Here is a 14937-nt window from a genome sequence, read left to right as displayed (position 1 = left end):
CGGATGTCGAAGACGCGCCGGCCGCAGACGCGTTGCGCGACTATGGCGCCCGGACCGCCGATGAGGAGGCACGGGCAGAACACGAGCGACCGGCCGATCCGGCTGCGAACTGGTCCGGCTGGTGGTGGTCGACGCCACCGACCCGGAGTTCGACTCGGCAGCTGTCGGACGGCACCCCGGCCGGATTGTGGTTCGTGGAGGACAGCATGGGCTGGGAGCGTGCCGTGGTGCGGCGGGTGAGCGTCCCCGCCGACGCTCGCGTGTACGAGGTCGACGGCGCGCAGGCGTGGGCGGAACTGTGCAGGCGGTTCCCCCGTCGAGGTCACCGCCCAGAAGCGTCACGACTGGTACCTCACCACCGGGCGGTCGGGGCGATGGGTCATCCCCGACTGGCCGCGGATCGCCGAGCGGTACGACGGCGTCCACCTCACCGCGGCGGGATACCTCGCCGCGGCGGGCTCCGCGATCGCCGTGGACGCCGACACCGCGAGTGTCATCGCGGGATGGGCACCCGACGAAACCTATTGGCTCACAGATGCGGTCGACGTCGATGTGGACGCTTCCCGAAGCTGGGTGCGCGACGCCACGGGCAGGCTTCCATCCTGGAACGAAGAATCGCGCTGACGGTCAGCCCCGGTCGACCGCAGCGCGTATTGCCGCCTGCACGCCCTGCCCGGCGTGAACGATCGGTTCGATCGACCGCAGGGTCCGGCACAGGACGAAGGCGCCTTCGAGGGCGGTCAGGGTGATCGTGGCCAGCCGGCGGCAGTCGTCGTCGGCGAGGTCGAGCTGCCCGAACCAGGCGGCGAGGGCGGTCAGCCAGGATTCGAAGACCGCGGCGGCTTCGAGTCGAAGCGTCTCGTTGGTGCTCGCGACTTCGAGGGCGATGGTTTCGATGGAACACGCCTCGCTGTAGTCCTGCGACTCCAACAACGTGCCGGCGTTCTCGAACAGGTCCGGGATGCCGTCGACCGGGTCGGTCTCGGCGAGTTGTGCACCGACGAACGTGCCGTACCGGACGCCCTCGCGACGGATGACCTCGACGCTGATCGCTTCCTTGCCGCCGGGAAAGTGGTGGTAGATCGAGCCGAATGGCGCGTTCGCCGCGGTGGAGATCTGCTTGAGGCCCGTGGCAGGCATGCCCTGGCGGCGGTAGAGCTCCGCGGCGGCGTCCAGGATCCGGTCGCGGGTGGGTCGTTCTGCCATCGGGTCTCCTTCTTGCGCGTCGTGCCAGGACAGCATACCGTCGCTGAATAGAACGATCTATCTAGGAGATGATGACGTGCGAACTGTCGAAACGCCGTCCGGTCCCATCGCCTATGACGACACCGGCGGCGACGGACCCGTACTCGTTCTCGGTCACGGCCTGCTCATGGACGGGCGGCAGTGGCGCAAGGTGATTCCACTGCTGTCCGGCTACCGGTGCATCACTCCGACTCTTCCGCTCGGCGCGCACACGACGCCGATGAACGAGGACGCGGACCTGTCGGAGAACGGTGTGGCCTGCATCCTCGCCGACTTCCTCGACGTACTCGGCCTCGACGATGTGACGCTCGTCCTCAATGATTGGGGCGGTGGACAATTCATGATCTCCGAGGGCCGGGACAAGCGTGTCGGACGCCTCGTGCTCGTGTCGTGCACGGCCTTCGACAACTACCCGCCCAAGCCCGCTCGCCCGGCTGCACTGCTGTGCCGAGTGCCCGGCGGCGGCTGGCTGCTCACTCGACTGTTCGGCACCCGCTTCTTCCGCCACAGCACGCGCGCGTACGGGGCGCTCGCCAAGACCGGGCTTCCGGACGCGCTGTACGACGAGTGGTTTCGGCCCGCAGTCGAGAACCCCGCGATTCGCCGCGACCTGGTGAAGTTCGCCACCGGCGCACCGTCACGCCGTCGTCTGATCGAAATGTCGGCCCGGATGAGCACATTCGACAGACCGGTCCTTGTCGTCTGGGCACGCGAGGACCGGATGATGCCCCTGGCGCACGCCGACCGACTGGTCGAGCTGTACCCCGATGCGACCAAGGTGATCGTCGACGACTCGTGGACCCTCGTTCCGGAGGACCAGCCCGAGGTGATGGCAGAAGCGTTGCGCGCGTTCGTGAAATGATCCGGTCCGACGCTCGGTGTTGCAACGTTCGGATCGGTGGGAGACTCGGGCCATGACGACGGTGTCCGGCGACTTCGAGTTGACTATCGACGAACTTCGCGCGGTCGCGGCCTTCGCGGCGGAAAGCGCTCAGGAAGTCCTACCGGTGTTCGAGGCCGCGAGTCCAGGAGATCCGCGTCCCCGCGCAGCGATCGACGCAGCGTGGGAGTTCGTGAACGGTGCGAGACGGTCCATCCGGCAGCGGGTGACGTCGATGGACGCACACCGGGCCGCGAAAGAGGCATCCACCGAGGCCGCTCGTCTCGCCGCGCAGGCCGCGGGCGATGCGGCGTCCGCCGCCTACCTCCATCCGATCGCCAAGTCCCACCAGGTCGGTCACATCCTGCGCGCCGCCGCGAGTGCGGCGCGCATCGGGGAGCTGACTGCGGGCGACGATGCGGAGGTGGGGAGGGCGCGGATCGAGCAGGCGAGACTACGCGCGACACCGACTGTGGTCGCTGTGCTCAGCCGGTATCCACAGGCGCCAACGGGCAAGAATCGCGTGGCGCAGCTCATGAGTTCCCTGGACGCGTCACTCCGCGCAGAGAATCATGGCCGATGATCGTGGGCATGGAGACTGAAAGCCCGCACCCCCACGAGACCGTTCGCGCGGCCTACTCGGCGCGATCCGAGGAGTACGTCGACCTTTTCGGCTCCATGACGTCGACCCACCCGTCCGACCGGGCACTGGTGCGCAGTTGGGCCGCTGAACTGGACGGGCCTGTGCTCGACGCCGGGTGCGGCCCCGGACAGTGGACGGATTTCCTCACCGACCGAGGACTGGTCGCGAGCGGGATCGATCTGGTTCCCGAGTTCATCCGCCGGGCTCGCGCGCAGTACCCGCGCCTGACCTTCGAGGCCGGCAGTTTCGAGGAACTGGAGGATGCGACGGGATCGTTGGGCGGGGTGCTGTCCTGGTACTCGCTCATCCACCACGAGCCGAGGAACATTCACATTCCTCTCGCGGAGTTCGCTCGCGTGATCCGACCCGGTGGGGGATTGATGGTCGGCTTCTTCGTGGGCGACACGGTCGAAGCATTCGACCACGCCGCGACAACCGGGTACCGATGGACTGTGCGTGCCCTCTCCCAGGAGTTGGAGTCGGTCGGCTTCGAGGTGATCGAGACGCACACCCGCACGGGCAGCGGGTACCGGCCACACGGCGCCATCACCGCGCGCAGGCAGAGCCTCCGCTGACGGGTCCGCGAAACCGGCCGTGACGAAGTCGGATGCCCGCTTCCTACGATGGGAGGATGGCGCGCGCACGGACCATCGAGCTCCCTCGGGTGGTGACCTACGACGGACTCCCGGCATCCGCGGGCGGTGCGCACTCGCTTCGAACCAAACGTCCGCATCAGGCATTCGGGCGTGTGCAGCGGTTCGCCGATGCCTGCACGGAACCCGCATCGGTGGGATCGTGGACATTCGAGGTCTGGTCGGGCGGACCGCCCGCGCTGACCGAGCAGCTGGTCGCGGTCGCTACCGAGACCTTCGGTGGAGCGTCCCACCGCGCGCGGACCCACTCGCAGTGGAACGTGTCCACGGAGTTCGTGAACGCCGCCCTCGACGCGCTCGACGCGGCGGGCCCCGACGCCGTCACGGCATACGGACGCTCCCTGGCCGCGTTGACCCACAGTGCGTCCGTGCGCCTCGTCGATCCTGTGGACGGCGCCGCGTACCCGGATCTGACTCCGGACGCCTTCGGGCGCTTCGCGGTGGACGGGTACGGCCGACTACTGGGTGGGTCGGGCATACGCGCGTCAATCGGCAACGCGGCGTCGTCGCTGTCCCTGTGGCTCAACCTGCCCGCCGACGAACGCCTCTCCCCGGGAGCTCGTCACCTGCAGGACCATCTCCCGTTCCGGCTCTCCGCGAAACACTGGCGGCTGTGGCGTCCCACCAGGAGCGGTGACTCGTACCTCGGTACCAGGATTCCCTCGCCCGCCCGTCAAGCCGGGAACTGAACCGCCGAGACCTCCGACGACGGCATCCTCAGCGGAAGCCACACCGGCTCCGCGGGAATCCGCTCGAGCACCCCGCCCGCGAACACGTCGTACAGCGGCAACTGCTCGGCGTGGACGTACCCGATGTGACAGTCGCAGACGTCCAGCGGACAGGGCCTCGGCCGCAACGCCTTTCGGAACGATCCATCGTACAGGTTGCCGAGCACCTCGGGGACGAAGTGGCAGCGTCGGACGGTGCCGTCACCGTCGACGGACACCACCGACTCGCCGGTGCGGCAGGCGCGTCCCCGGGTCGGATGCGGATGCCTGCTGAACCCGAACAGTGGGTCGATCGCGGCCCACTCGGCGGCGTCGGCATCGGTGTAGTCGTGGCCCTCGGCGGCGTTGATCCACAGGTACACCGATGAGGGGAGCTCCGCGCGCAGTCGGCGGGCGGCGTCGAGGTGCTCCGCAAGTCCGACGACGCCGACGCTGAAGCGGACCCCGAGATCGGTCAGCTCGGCAGTTTTGGTGAGGAACCGGTCGTGCGGGGTCTGACCGGGGTGGTACGTGCACCACAGCGCGACCGTGTCGCGGTCGGTGTCGGCGAGCCAGGCGGTGCGGCAACTGAGATTGGTCTGGATCGCCACCCGGCGCACCTGCGGCAACCGCGACAGGCCCACCAGTGCCCTCCGATACCAGGACCGGACCAGGCCCTCGCCCCACGGCGTGAACAGGATCGACAGTTCCTCGTCCTGATCCGCCACCCAGGAGCAGAACCGTTCCAGTGCAGCGCGATCCGCGCGCAGCTGCTCGGTGCTGTCCCGACGTTTCGCGAACGGGCAGTACGGGCAGTCGTAGTCGCACGATGCCAGTGGCCCGCGATACAGGATGGTCAGCACGGTCAGCGGCCCTCGTACTCGGCCATCGCGGCGCGCACCCGGGGGGAGAACAGTTCGGGTCCGAGGGCATCGGAGTACGCCATGCCCAGTTTCGTCAGCCGCAGCAGGTCGCCGTCCGAGTCGAGCCACCCGCGCTCCGACCACCGACGGAGTTCGACACCGAAGTGCTCATGCGGATCGCTGCCGAATCGGGAGCGATAGTCCGTGACCGGCATTCCCGATTTCTGCAGCACGGACTGCAGCAGGTGTCGGCGCCGCGCCTCGTCCTCGGTCATCGCGTGACCGACCACGGCGCGGCGGAAGTCGTCGACGGTGCCCGCCACGTAGTCGTCGATGATGGCGCGGACCTCGTTCACACCCACCGCGTAGTCGAACGAATAGTGCAGCGACCGGGTGTACGACCGTGCGCCGCATCCCAGCCCGATCATGCCGTCGGTCTGGCAGGCGTAGTCGTTCGGGCCGAGGTCCGGCGCGTCGCCGCGACGGAACATCCGCATCGACTCCTGGACGTAGCCGGCGGCAAGCAGGTGATCGCGGCCGCGCCGGTACAGGTCCAGCCGATGCGCGTCCCATTCCGGATCGGGGCCGCCGCCACGCCGGGCCAGACCCGTCAGCGGACGCACGTAGAGCGGGTACAGGTACAGCTCCTCCGGGCGCCAGGCCAGTGCGGCGTCGAGCGACGCGGCCCAGGACTCCGGCGTCTGACCGTCGATCCCGTAGATCAGGTCGATGTTCAGGACGTCGATCGCCGCGTCCCGGACGCGTTGCAGCGCCGCCTCGACGTCCGCGCGCCGCTGCGGCCGCACCGCGGCCCTGGCCTCGGTGTCGTCGAAACTCTGCACCCCCAGGCTGAGGCGAGTGGCGCCGCGCTCGGCGAGCACCGCCAGCCTGTCGGCGGTGGCCGTCGACGGGGACGCCTCCACCGACAGAGGGACCGCACGCAGGTCGGCGCCCATGCTCTCGGCGATGTCGCACAGCCGTTCCAGTTCCCGTGCGGTCAGGTAGGTCGGTGTCCCACCGCCGAAGGCGGCCGTCGAGAACCGGGCCGAGGGTGACAGCGCGTCGCGTACCGACTCCGCCTGCCGCTCGAGGGCGTCGAGGTAGCGGGTGGTCAGTTCGTCCGGCGCACCGACACGGGTGAAGAGGTTGCAGAAGCCGCATCGCACCTCACAGAACGGCACGTGCAGGTACAGGGAGAGGGCATCCTGCGGTTCGCCGGACCACAGGTCCGTCAATGCCGGACGCGGGTGCAGCGGGCGGTACGCGGTCTTGTGCGGGTACGCGTACACGTAGTTCTGGTACGGCGGAACGTAGTCCGGCGACACAGCGGCAGGTGACGTCGGCATGGGGAGGGCAGTGGTGGCAGGAAGGGCAGTGGTGGCGGGAAGGGCAGTGGTCATCGAGGGCCGTCCAGGAAGAAGTGGGCATAGGGCACGGTCCAGACAACGGGGTGACCGAGCCGGTGCCCGGTGTAGCCGTCCTCGCCGTAGGCGGTCCCGTGGTCGGAGCACACGATCGCGAAGCATCGTCGCCTGCTCGACATGGAGTCGAACAGTCGGCCGATGTGCCGGTCCACGTACTCCAACGCGGCCGCGTGCGTCTCGCGGGTGTCGCCGGCGTCCGCGGTGGCGCCGTCGGCGTGGAACCAGTTCGGTTGGTGCAGCGCAGAGACGTTCACGAAGAGGAACAGGCGCTGCCCGGGGTCGAGTCCGTCCACGATCTGTGCCGTGAGTTCCACCTGCGACTCGAAGGACGTCGGGGAGGTCACACCGAGTTCGGGGGACCAGTGCGCCTCGTCGAACAGGTCGGGCAGCACGGACCCCAGCGCGCCGCGCCGGTTGAAGAAGCCGACACCGCCGATGCACACCGTGTGGTATCCGGTGTTATGCAGTCCCGCAACGATGTTCGAGTCAGCGAACACGAACGTCCGGTCGGCGGTGGACTCGCTTCCGCCGAACTCGGCCGCGAACAATCGCGGATGCGGTCCCTGCCCGATCGGGGTGGGAAGGAACCCCGCGAACATCGCCTGGTGCGAGGCGTAGGTGAAGCTGCCGGGGGAGTGGCGTTGCTCCCAGCGTCCACCGGGCAGGTGCCGTGCCAGGTTCGGAATCCGGCCGGCCGCCGCGAGCTCGCAGGCCACGTCGTAGCGCAGCGTGTCGAGCGTGACCATCAGGATGTCGTCGACCCCGACGACCGAGTTCATGTCAGGCTGCTGCATCGGCCGACCACCCCTCCAGTGCCGCCAGCTGCGCCCCGTACGTGTCGAGACCGTCGGCTCGGCCCGGCAGCCCGAGCAACCCGGGAAGCAGGTCGCCGAACGCGTTGACCTCACCCACGCTGGCGCCGTTCCAGTTCGCGGAGGGCAGCAGGTCCACTCCGACGCACAGCGTGCGTGGGAAGCGCGCAGCGGCGCGTTCCGCAACGGCCAGCGCACTGGCCCAACCGAATCCGGCGGCGTCGAATGCTGCGCGTGCGGCCGCCAGATCGCCGCGGCGACCGCCGAGGTGCAGGTTGGTCATGGGGTGGACGCTGGTGCGGACGACCGCGTGAGTCGCCCTCCCGGCGACCACCACGACCCGCAGGTCGGCGGCGCGGCCGCGCGTCACCGGCTTCGGCAGCCACGCCTCGATGTGCAGTGCTTCGCCCGCCACCGCGTCGACCACCGCGCCGACCTCCGCTTCGCCCGTGAAGCGGCGCACCCGGAGGGAGTTGTGGACGCCGTCCGCCGACACCTCGACGCTGCTGCGTGCCTGCACGCGGCCTCCGGGTGCCGTCTCCACCGCGACGACACCCGCCGCGGACGACCCATGTGCGGGCTTGACGAAGAAGCGGCGCAGCCCGGCCGAGCGTGCGAGCTCGCGCACGTCGCGCCAGCAGCCCGGTTCCGGTGCGTCGCCGGCTGCAGTGGGTGAAAAAGGCACCGGGACACCACTGTCCGCGAGCGCCGCGTGGCATCGCCGCTTGTCGAACAGCACGGCCAGATCGTCCGGGTCGGTGAGCAGGCGTCCCCCTCGCAGCGTCGCGGCGGCGGCGACGAGCGACGCGTGCCAGCGCGGGCCGCCGCCGATGCGCGTCGCGTCACCGGGGCCACGCAACAGGGCGTCCACGGAGGCGTTCTCGCCGGGGGAGTCGAGCCGTACCAGTTCGTCGTCCTCGAACCTGGCCCCACCGGTGGTGAGCACCTCGTGCCACGACACCACGCGCGGGGTGGGCAGACCGCGGTGTGATGCAGCGTCGAGGAACATCGTGACGCGGCGGTTCTCCGGGTTGCCCACCACCGCGAGGCGGGGAGAGGTCATTCGCCGACCGCGACCGATCGGTAGATCGTTCCGTCGTACTCGTCCTCGTCGGCGTTCCCGGGATCCAGGTCGAGGTGCGCGACGGAGGGCGCGAGCGCCGCCTGCAACCGTTCCCGCATGCCGCTGCTCAGGTAGTTGTGCTTGAGATCGAGTGAATCGAGGTGAGCGAGCGACTGCCCGGCGAGCAGCGCCTTGGCGCCCGCGTTCGTCAGAACGCCCTTGGACAGGTCGAGGGCACGCAGCTGCGGGACGATCGCCGCGGTGGCCACCGCGGAGGCGATCGCGTCCTGATAGTCGCTGTTCGACAGGGCGAGACGTGTCACCCGGGGCAGATTCGCGCCCGCGAGGATCGGAGCGACGTCGTCGATCGTCGAGTCGCCGCCGTAATTGTCTGTGCCGAGCCACAATTCCAGATCCGTCAACGCGGGAAAGTCCGACGCGGCCACCGCCCGGACCACGTCCGCCGGGAGGCCGCCCGACTCGATCGTCAGACTGCGCAGGCGCTCGTGCCGCACCGGCGTCAGCACCAACTGCGTGCCGCCGCGGACCGTCAAGTGCTCGAGTCGGGGGAAGGCGGTCAGCAGTGGAGTGATGTCGGACTGCACGATCCAGGAGATCTCGCAGTCCTCGAATGTCATGTCTCCCAGGAACAGTGACCGCAGCGCGGGAAACTCCCCGGCTGCCGCGACGAGAGCCTCCACCACAGCCGCCGAGCTCGTCTCGTACGGATCCGACCAGGAGCCGACGACGATGGCCTGCACGCTCGCCGGATCGACGGCCGCACGGAACTTCGCGAACACCTCGGGCCACTCGATCTCCGCGTCGTAGCTTTCGGCAGAGATCCGCCAGGCGACCGGACCCGCCGTGGTCGGAAGGGGGGTCGTGTCGCTGGGGAACTCCACCACGGGAAGGCCGTGGAACTGGTTCTGCAAGTCGCTGATCACCGTACGCTCCTGGGTCACTAGGGGTCGGTGGGCAGTATGCCCGACAGCGGTGACAGAAATGGATGCCGCCCGCCCACCGACCCCGAAAACCGTTGTCACGCAGCGATCAGGACACCGCAATCTTGACCAGGTCACCGATCCGGGCCTCGTCCTGCGCGGTCAGTCGCGTGAGAGCGAAGGCCGTCGGCCACACCGTCCCGTCGTCGAGGCTCGCGACGTCGTTGAACCCGAGCGTCGCGTATCGCGCCTTGAACTTCTCCGCGCTCTGGAAGAAGCAGAGCACCTTGCCGTCCTTGGCGTAGGCGGGCATGCCGTACCAGAGCTTAGGTGTGAGTTCGGGGGCGTTTGCGGTCACGACGGCATGGATCCGCTCGGCCAGGACGCGGTCGGCCTCCGCCATCGCGGCGATCTTCGTGAGCACGTCCTGCTCACCGTTCGCCTTGGACGCGCGGGGGCCGCGACGGGCGGCCGTCTTGAGCTCCTGGGCGTGTTCCTTCATTGCGGCGCGTTCGTCGTCCGTGAATCCCACGGAGGGCTCGGCCTTGGCGGTGGTCTTTCGAGTGGTCATGGCTGTGTCCTCGTTTCGGTGGTGAGGCTAGGCGGGGGTGAGGGGGCGTTCGCCGGCCGCCGCGCGTCGTCGGTACGGCAGAACGAACAGGTACAGGCCGCTGAACAGGAGGACGGCGAGCGGGAGGAGCGGCAGATACGAGAGCCAGAGAGCGGCGTCGAGCGACACCGCGATGGTGGCGAGGACCACGGTCAAGGTGAAGACGATGGAGGTCCAGCGGTGGGTCCGGCGAATGGTGACGTTCGAGCTCATGGAGGTCTCCTCGGATGGGGTGGGTGGGATCAGTGGTCCTGGATGAGGCCGAGGACGTTGCCGTCGACGTCGGTCACGGTGGCCACCAGGCGCCCACCCCCGACCTCGTGCGCGGCCTCGGTCACGGTGGCGCCCGCGGCGGTCAGCTCGGCCAACTTCGCCTCGATGTCGGGCACGTGCCAGTAGGCGACCGGCCCGCTCATGGCCTGCGGTCCGCCACCGGGCACCAGTCCGATGTGCTGGCCGGCCGCCTCGAAGCCGACGTAGTACGGCGAGTCGGTCTGCGGCTCCGTGCCGAGTAGCGCCGTGTAGATCGCCTTCGCGGCGGCGAGGTCCGCCACCGGGTGCAGCACGGTCTTGATTCCCTGGGTCTGCGAACTGGTCATCGATAGCTCCTGGTGTCGGGGGCGTGTCGCCCGATCTGTCCGTGAACCGGACTGACACCACCATCGCGCTCGGACGGGGTGCGTCACATCCGTGGCGACCACGGAACCCACCACGGATCGGCGTCACGGAGCCCGTCCGTACATCCGGTGGTACAGAATGGGGTCATGACCGCGACGGTGGACATTTCCGCTCGGGAGGCCGAGGTACTCGCACTGGTCGGCGAACATCTCAGCAACGCCGAGATCGCCGCGCGACTGTTCATCTCGGTGCGCACCGTCGAGAGCCACGTCTCCTCACTGCTGCGCAAGCTGTCCGTGCCGGATCGCCGTGCCCTCGCCCAGTACGCGCCCGCCCAGCACACCTCTGCCCAGCCTCGAGCCGATGCGACGACGCCCGAGCCGGTCCTGCCGACGCCCCTGACGTCGTTCGTCGGCCGCGCGCGCGAGCGCGCCGAACTCGCCGAGATGATCCGACGGGACCGGCAGGTGACGGCGGTCGGTCCCGGCGGCGTCGGCAAGACGCGGCTCGCGCTGACCGTCGCGGCGGACGTCGCCGACGAGTACGCCGACGGCGTGTGGTTCGTCGATCTGGTGCCGATCAGCAGCCCGGACGTCGCGGTGGTCGCCGCTGCGGTCGGACTCGCACTCGGGCTCGGTGAGCAGCCCGGCACAGGCATGGACGAGTCGGTACCTGCTGCACTGGCGGACCGGCACGCGCTGCTCGTTCTCGACAACTGCGAACACGTGCGGGACGGTGTCGCGCCGTTCATCGAACAGCTCCTCGCGGCCTGTCCGAACGTCACGGTGCTGGCAACGAGCCGGGCCCGGCTGTTGGTGCCGTTCGAACGGGCCTACGCGGTTCCGCCGATGTCGCTGTCCGGTGACGGCGGATCGGACGCGGTCGCGCTGTTCATGGACCGAGCGGCAGCAGGTGGATGGCCACCGAATCATGCACTGCGCGAACAGGTGGCCGAGTTCTGCCAGGGACTCGACGGCATGGCATTGGCGATCGAGTTGGCTGCCGCCCGGTGGACGACCCTCGGACTCGACGGTCTCACCGACGGGCTCTCCGACCAGCTCCGGATGCTCGCAGGCGGTGCCAGGTCCGACGACCGGCATCGCTCGGTGCGCGCAGCGCTGGACTGGAGCCACGCCCTGCTGGAGCCGGACGATCAGGTGCTGCTGCGGCGAGTGTCGGTGTTCGCCAAGTCGTTCACCACACAGTCCGCCGCGGAGGTTGCGGCAACGGACAAGGGTTCTGTCGCAGTCGGATTGGCGCGGCTCGCCGAGCAGAGCCTGCTGGTGGTCCTCGCGTCACCGGCGGGGACCCGGTACCGCGCGCTGGAAACCATTCGCCAGTACGGGCGCGAGCAGCTCGCCGATTCCGATGAAACAAGCGAGGTCCGACTGCGGCACCTGCGCTGGTGCCTGGACGACGCCGGCGCGCTGGAGACGGTCGGTACGGACTGGCGGGCACAGTTCGACGCGGTCGCCGACGACCTCCGCACGGCACTGGCATGGGCCGGCGACCGACCTGAACTACGCACGGAGGCGGGTGCTCTCGCCCGGATCCTGGCGGAGCTCACGTTCACGCGTCACCTGCTCGGCGAGTCCCAGCAGCGGTACGAGCAGGCCGCCGCTCTTGCGGATGCCGCGGATGCGGCACCGCTGCTTCGGCAGGCCGCGGCGGTCGCCGGCTGCCGGATGCGGGGAGACGACATGTACCGCCTGAACCGGTCGGCCGCGGACGCCGCCCGACGGGCCGGGGACGACGCGGCCGCGGCTGCCGATCTGGCGACCGCGGCCACCAGCTCCTACCGGTTCGCGAGCAAGTTCGTGCGCGCGATGCCGCAAGGGGAGGTCTTCGCGCTCGTCGCGGAAGCGCAGGAGATGGCGGGGACCGATCCGGCCGCGTGTGCTGCCGTGGCACTCGCGGAGGCGGGGCGGGCGCTGACCGAGGCATTCGGTGCGGCCGACGGCTCGTCCGGCACCGGCGTGGCCGCGACCGTCGCCCGGGCGGAGCGGGCGGTCGACCTCGCGCACCGCACGGGCGACCCGCCCGCGGAATCCGCAGCACTCGACACCCTGGCGGGCGCTCTGAGCTGGTCCGGAGACCCGTTCGCCGCGGCGGCGACGGTCCGGCGCAGGGTGGCCCTGCTCGCCTCGGTCTCGAACGGTCCGACCGCGACGCACGAACTGATCGACGCACTCGCCGAGGCCACCGAGGCCGGACTCGGTGTCGGTGATCTGCAGGGTGCTCGGAAGTGGGCACGCCGGCTCGCCGATCATCCGATGCTCGTCGAGGTCGGGCATCGGGCGTCGAGCCAGCTTCTCGTGGCAGATGCTTTGGCGGGCAACGTCGACGAGGTGTTGACACGCAGTGCCCTGTTCCTCGAGGCGTGGCAGCGGGCGGGCCGCCCCACAGGATCGGCACTCGGGCCCGCCGTGGCCGGGGTCGGGATGATCCACGGGCTCCGGGACGACTCGGACGCGCGACGCGAATGGTCGGACGTTCACGATCGTCTCGGCATCCCGTCGGATCGCGCATTCGGCTACCACTCGGTCTATGAGTCGATCACGTTGTTGCACAACGGGGATCCGGACTCCGCGGCGGATCGATTGGCAACCGACCCGGCCGATGTCTGGCAGTCGGTCACCTGGGTCTGGCTGCACTGGTACGTGGCGCTGCGCGCCGAGGCCGCCGTGCTCTCCGGCAGCCCCGACGCAGGGCCTCGCGTGGCCGAGGCCAAGGACGTCGTCGCGGGAAATCCCGTCGCCGGTGCGATCGTGGAACGCGCGGAAGCGCTGCTCATCGACGACCGGGAGCGTCTGTACGCCACCGCACCGACGTTCGACGCAGCCGGATGTCGCTACCAGGCCGCGCGGACCAGGGTGCTTGCGGGCGGTGAGCACGTCGTCGCGGGCAGCACCGCTCTCGCCGAAGTCGGGATGTCTCCGATGGGCCCGATCCGGCCGGTGTGACGGCGGCTCGGTACCGGCAGGACGATGCGGCACGCCGCATGCAGTGCTACACCGTGTCGGCGCGCTTCTCGACGAGGAGGTTCTGTGCGGCCCGCCCCATCGGGCCGGACTCCGAGTGGAGTACCGCCGTACCCATGCCGACTCCGTCCGAGCCGATGGAGGATTCGCATTCGAGTCCGATCCACGGGCCCTGCGGCGGCTCGAAGAGGTGGACGGTCAGTTCGGTGTTCATGAACGTCCACTCGCGGGGGTCGAGTCGCGCTCCGAGTCCGTTGGCGATGTCGGCGAGGGCAACGGTTTCGGCGAGTCCGCTGGTCGTCTCGCCTTCGACCAGAGGGGGAGCGAGGCGCAGCCACGCCGCGGATCGTGTGTTGCGGTCCCCGGCCGGGGACACGACCTGCCAGTCGACGGCGTTGACGAACCCGATCCGCCACGCGTCGGGCAGCGGGAACGAGCTCTGGTCCTCGGCGCTCCGACTCGCGGGGAACGGCAGGCGAGCGTCGGCGTGGTGTACGACGCTGCTGGAGTCGGCGGTGGCGAGTCGCCACCCGCGTGCTCGGGCGACGGTCCTGACGGTGCCGTCGGGATGTGCCGCCTGCAGCTCGGCAGCGAGAAGTTCGATCCTGCGTCCGGGTCGCTCGATCCAGGAGCGAACCTTCATCCGGGACAGGGGAACCGGACCCAGGATCTCTACGACGACACGGGAGATACGGGTGTCCTCGCGTGGCTGACAGTGCTCCATCGCGCGTGCGAGCAGGCCCGCGACGGGTCCACCGTGCTGGACCCCAGGGCCCCAGGGGCTGGCGGTGTGCACCGAGGGAGTGAACGTCTCCCATGTGGTGCCGTCGGGCGCCGTCTCGGTGGAGTCGAGTCGGTAGCAGGCGCCGAGGTCGGTGCGGGCGTCGGAGGGCACAGGCCCCTCGGTGATGGTGTCGGTCATGGAATGTGGACCTCGCGGGTTGAGAGCGTGGAGGCGCTCACGGAGTGAGTAGTGCGGACAGATGCTTACGGGTGGTGGTCGGAGGAGTGCGGGAGCGCGCGCGCTCTCGATGGCGGGCGCCCACACGGAAGCGACCTCGGCCGCGGCATGACGTCCACCCGTCCGGATCGGGAAAATATGCTATGCAAACTAACATAGAAGCCGAGGTGTTCGAGGGTTCGGATTCGGAACCGATCCTTGCTGGGTGGGGCGGGGTTTCGAGTCGGCGTTCGCGGGGAATGCCAGCAGAGTGAGGTCGGGGCCGCGCCGACGCCGAAGTGGGGCAGGCGGTGGATGCGACGCCGATGTGGGATGGCGTGCGACCGCGAGTTCGTGCGTCGAGTGCTACGGATGGAGTTCGCGATGATCGTCCTCGGGTTGATTCTGCTGCTCATCGGATTCCTCACCGGTATCTCGATCTTGTGGACGATCGGGATCGTCCTGATCGTTGTCGGTGTCGTCCTCTGGATTCTGGGCGCCACAGGTCATGCGGTGGCCGGCCGAGAACGCTGGTATTGAAATCCACAAACGGGACT

The 14937-nt window shown here is 69.3% G+C and carries 17 protein-coding genes; 6 read left to right on the top strand and 11 right to left on the bottom strand.

What is annotated here, in order from left to right; genetic code table 11:
• Positions 1 to 338: 338 nt before the first annotated feature.
• Entirely contained in the window at positions 339 to 497 is a 159-nt protein-coding gene (locus FFS72_RS27085; RefSeq protein ID WP_171018510.1) for a hypothetical protein, read from the bottom strand.
• Positions 498 to 627: 130 nt separating this feature from the next.
• Positions 628 to 1206, bottom strand: a complete 579-nt coding sequence (locus FFS72_RS01780; protein ID WP_137872319.1) for a TetR/AcrR family transcriptional regulator — start codon at positions 1204 to 1206, stop codon at positions 628 to 630.
• A gap of 76 nt (positions 1207 to 1282) precedes the next feature.
• Here FFS72_RS01780 and FFS72_RS01775 point away from each other — a divergent pair, with 76 nt between their 5' ends.
• Genes FFS72_RS01775 through FFS72_RS01760 form a run of 4 tightly spaced genes read left to right on the top strand, consistent with a single transcriptional unit; the run spans position 1283 to position 4110 of the window.
• Complete coding sequence (locus FFS72_RS01775; RefSeq protein WP_137872318.1) at positions 1283 to 2107, top strand: alpha/beta fold hydrolase; 825 nt, start codon at positions 1283 to 1285, stop codon at positions 2105 to 2107.
• 52 nt (positions 2108 to 2159) lie between these two features.
• Positions 2160 to 2708 carry a putative immunity protein gene (locus FFS72_RS01770; protein ID WP_137872317.1) on the top strand — a complete coding sequence of 183 codons (549 nt, stop codon included), beginning with the start codon at positions 2160 to 2162 and terminating at the stop codon, positions 2706 to 2708.
• Positions 2709 to 2716: 8 nt separating this feature from the next.
• Entirely contained in the window at positions 2717 to 3343 is a 627-nt protein-coding gene (locus FFS72_RS01765; protein ID WP_502704063.1) for a class I SAM-dependent methyltransferase, read from the top strand.
• 56 nt (positions 3344 to 3399) lie between these two features.
• On the top strand, positions 3400 to 4110 hold the full coding sequence (locus tag FFS72_RS01760; RefSeq protein ID WP_137872315.1) for a hypothetical protein: 711 nt from the start codon (positions 3400 to 3402) through the stop codon (positions 4108 to 4110).
• On the opposite strand, the gene FFS72_RS01755 is transcribed toward FFS72_RS01760, so the two are convergent.
• The 8 genes from FFS72_RS01755 to FFS72_RS01720 form a co-directional block, all read right to left on the bottom strand.
• The gene (locus FFS72_RS01755; protein ID WP_137872314.1) at positions 4095 to 4991 is read right to left on the bottom strand and encodes an STM4011 family radical SAM protein; all 897 of its coding nucleotides are present in this window, start codon (positions 4989 to 4991) and stop codon (positions 4095 to 4097) included. The genes FFS72_RS01760 and FFS72_RS01755 overlap by 16 nt on opposite strands.
• A gap of 2 nt (positions 4992 to 4993) precedes the next feature.
• Positions 4994 to 6391, bottom strand: coding sequence for an STM4012 family radical SAM protein (locus FFS72_RS01750; RefSeq protein WP_249353072.1), 1398 nt, complete (start codon positions 6389 to 6391; stop codon positions 4994 to 4996).
• A complete protein-coding gene (locus tag FFS72_RS01745; RefSeq protein WP_137872313.1) occupies positions 6388 to 7209 on the bottom strand; it encodes an STM4013/SEN3800 family hydrolase in 822 nt (273 codons plus the stop codon). Before FFS72_RS01745 ends, FFS72_RS01750 begins: the two co-directional genes overlap by 4 nt.
• Complete coding sequence (locus FFS72_RS01740) at positions 7196 to 8290, bottom strand: STM4014 family protein (RefSeq protein ID WP_137872312.1); 1095 nt, start codon at positions 8288 to 8290, stop codon at positions 7196 to 7198. Before FFS72_RS01740 ends, FFS72_RS01745 begins: the two co-directional genes overlap by 14 nt.
• Positions 8287 to 9234, bottom strand: a complete 948-nt coding sequence (locus FFS72_RS01735) for an STM4015 family protein (protein WP_137872311.1) — start codon at positions 9232 to 9234, stop codon at positions 8287 to 8289. Before FFS72_RS01735 ends, FFS72_RS01740 begins: the two co-directional genes overlap by 4 nt.
• 106 nt (positions 9235 to 9340) lie before the next feature.
• Positions 9341 to 9802, bottom strand: coding sequence for an iron chaperone (locus FFS72_RS01730; protein ID WP_137872310.1), 462 nt, complete (start codon positions 9800 to 9802; stop codon positions 9341 to 9343).
• 27 nt (positions 9803 to 9829) lie between these two features.
• Entirely contained in the window at positions 9830 to 10054 is a 225-nt protein-coding gene (locus FFS72_RS01725) for a hypothetical protein (protein WP_137872309.1), read from the bottom strand.
• 29 nt (positions 10055 to 10083) lie between these two features.
• The gene (locus FFS72_RS01720; protein WP_137872308.1) at positions 10084 to 10440 is read right to left on the bottom strand and encodes a VOC family protein; all 357 of its coding nucleotides are present in this window, start codon (positions 10438 to 10440) and stop codon (positions 10084 to 10086) included.
• 165 nt (positions 10441 to 10605) lie between these two features.
• On the opposite strand from FFS72_RS01720, the gene FFS72_RS01715 reads away from it, so the two are divergent.
• Entirely contained in the window at positions 10606 to 13422 is a 2817-nt protein-coding gene (locus FFS72_RS01715; protein WP_137872307.1) for an ATP-binding protein, read from the top strand.
• A 46-nt stretch (positions 13423 to 13468) separates the two neighbouring features.
• Here FFS72_RS01715 and FFS72_RS01710 read toward each other — a convergent pair whose 3' ends face one another.
• The gene (locus FFS72_RS01710; protein WP_137872306.1) at positions 13469 to 14362 is read right to left on the bottom strand and encodes a thioesterase family protein; all 894 of its coding nucleotides are present in this window, start codon (positions 14360 to 14362) and stop codon (positions 13469 to 13471) included.
• Between the two features lie 402 nt (positions 14363 to 14764).
• Between FFS72_RS01710 and FFS72_RS26295 the strand changes: the two genes are divergently transcribed.
• Positions 14765 to 14920 (top strand): DUF6131 family protein, encoded by a 156-nt coding sequence (locus FFS72_RS26295; protein WP_249353083.1) that lies wholly within the window; start codon positions 14765 to 14767, stop codon positions 14918 to 14920.
• The last annotated feature ends 17 nt before the right edge of the window (positions 14921 to 14937 follow it).

This window comes from Rhodococcus sp. Q, assembly GCF_005503035.1.
In the GTDB taxonomy this organism is placed as follows: Bacteria; Actinomycetota; Actinomycetes; order Mycobacteriales; family Mycobacteriaceae; genus Rhodococcus_G.
Note: the sequence above shows the minus strand (reverse complement) of the source record. Positions and strands in the feature narration are given on the sequence as shown.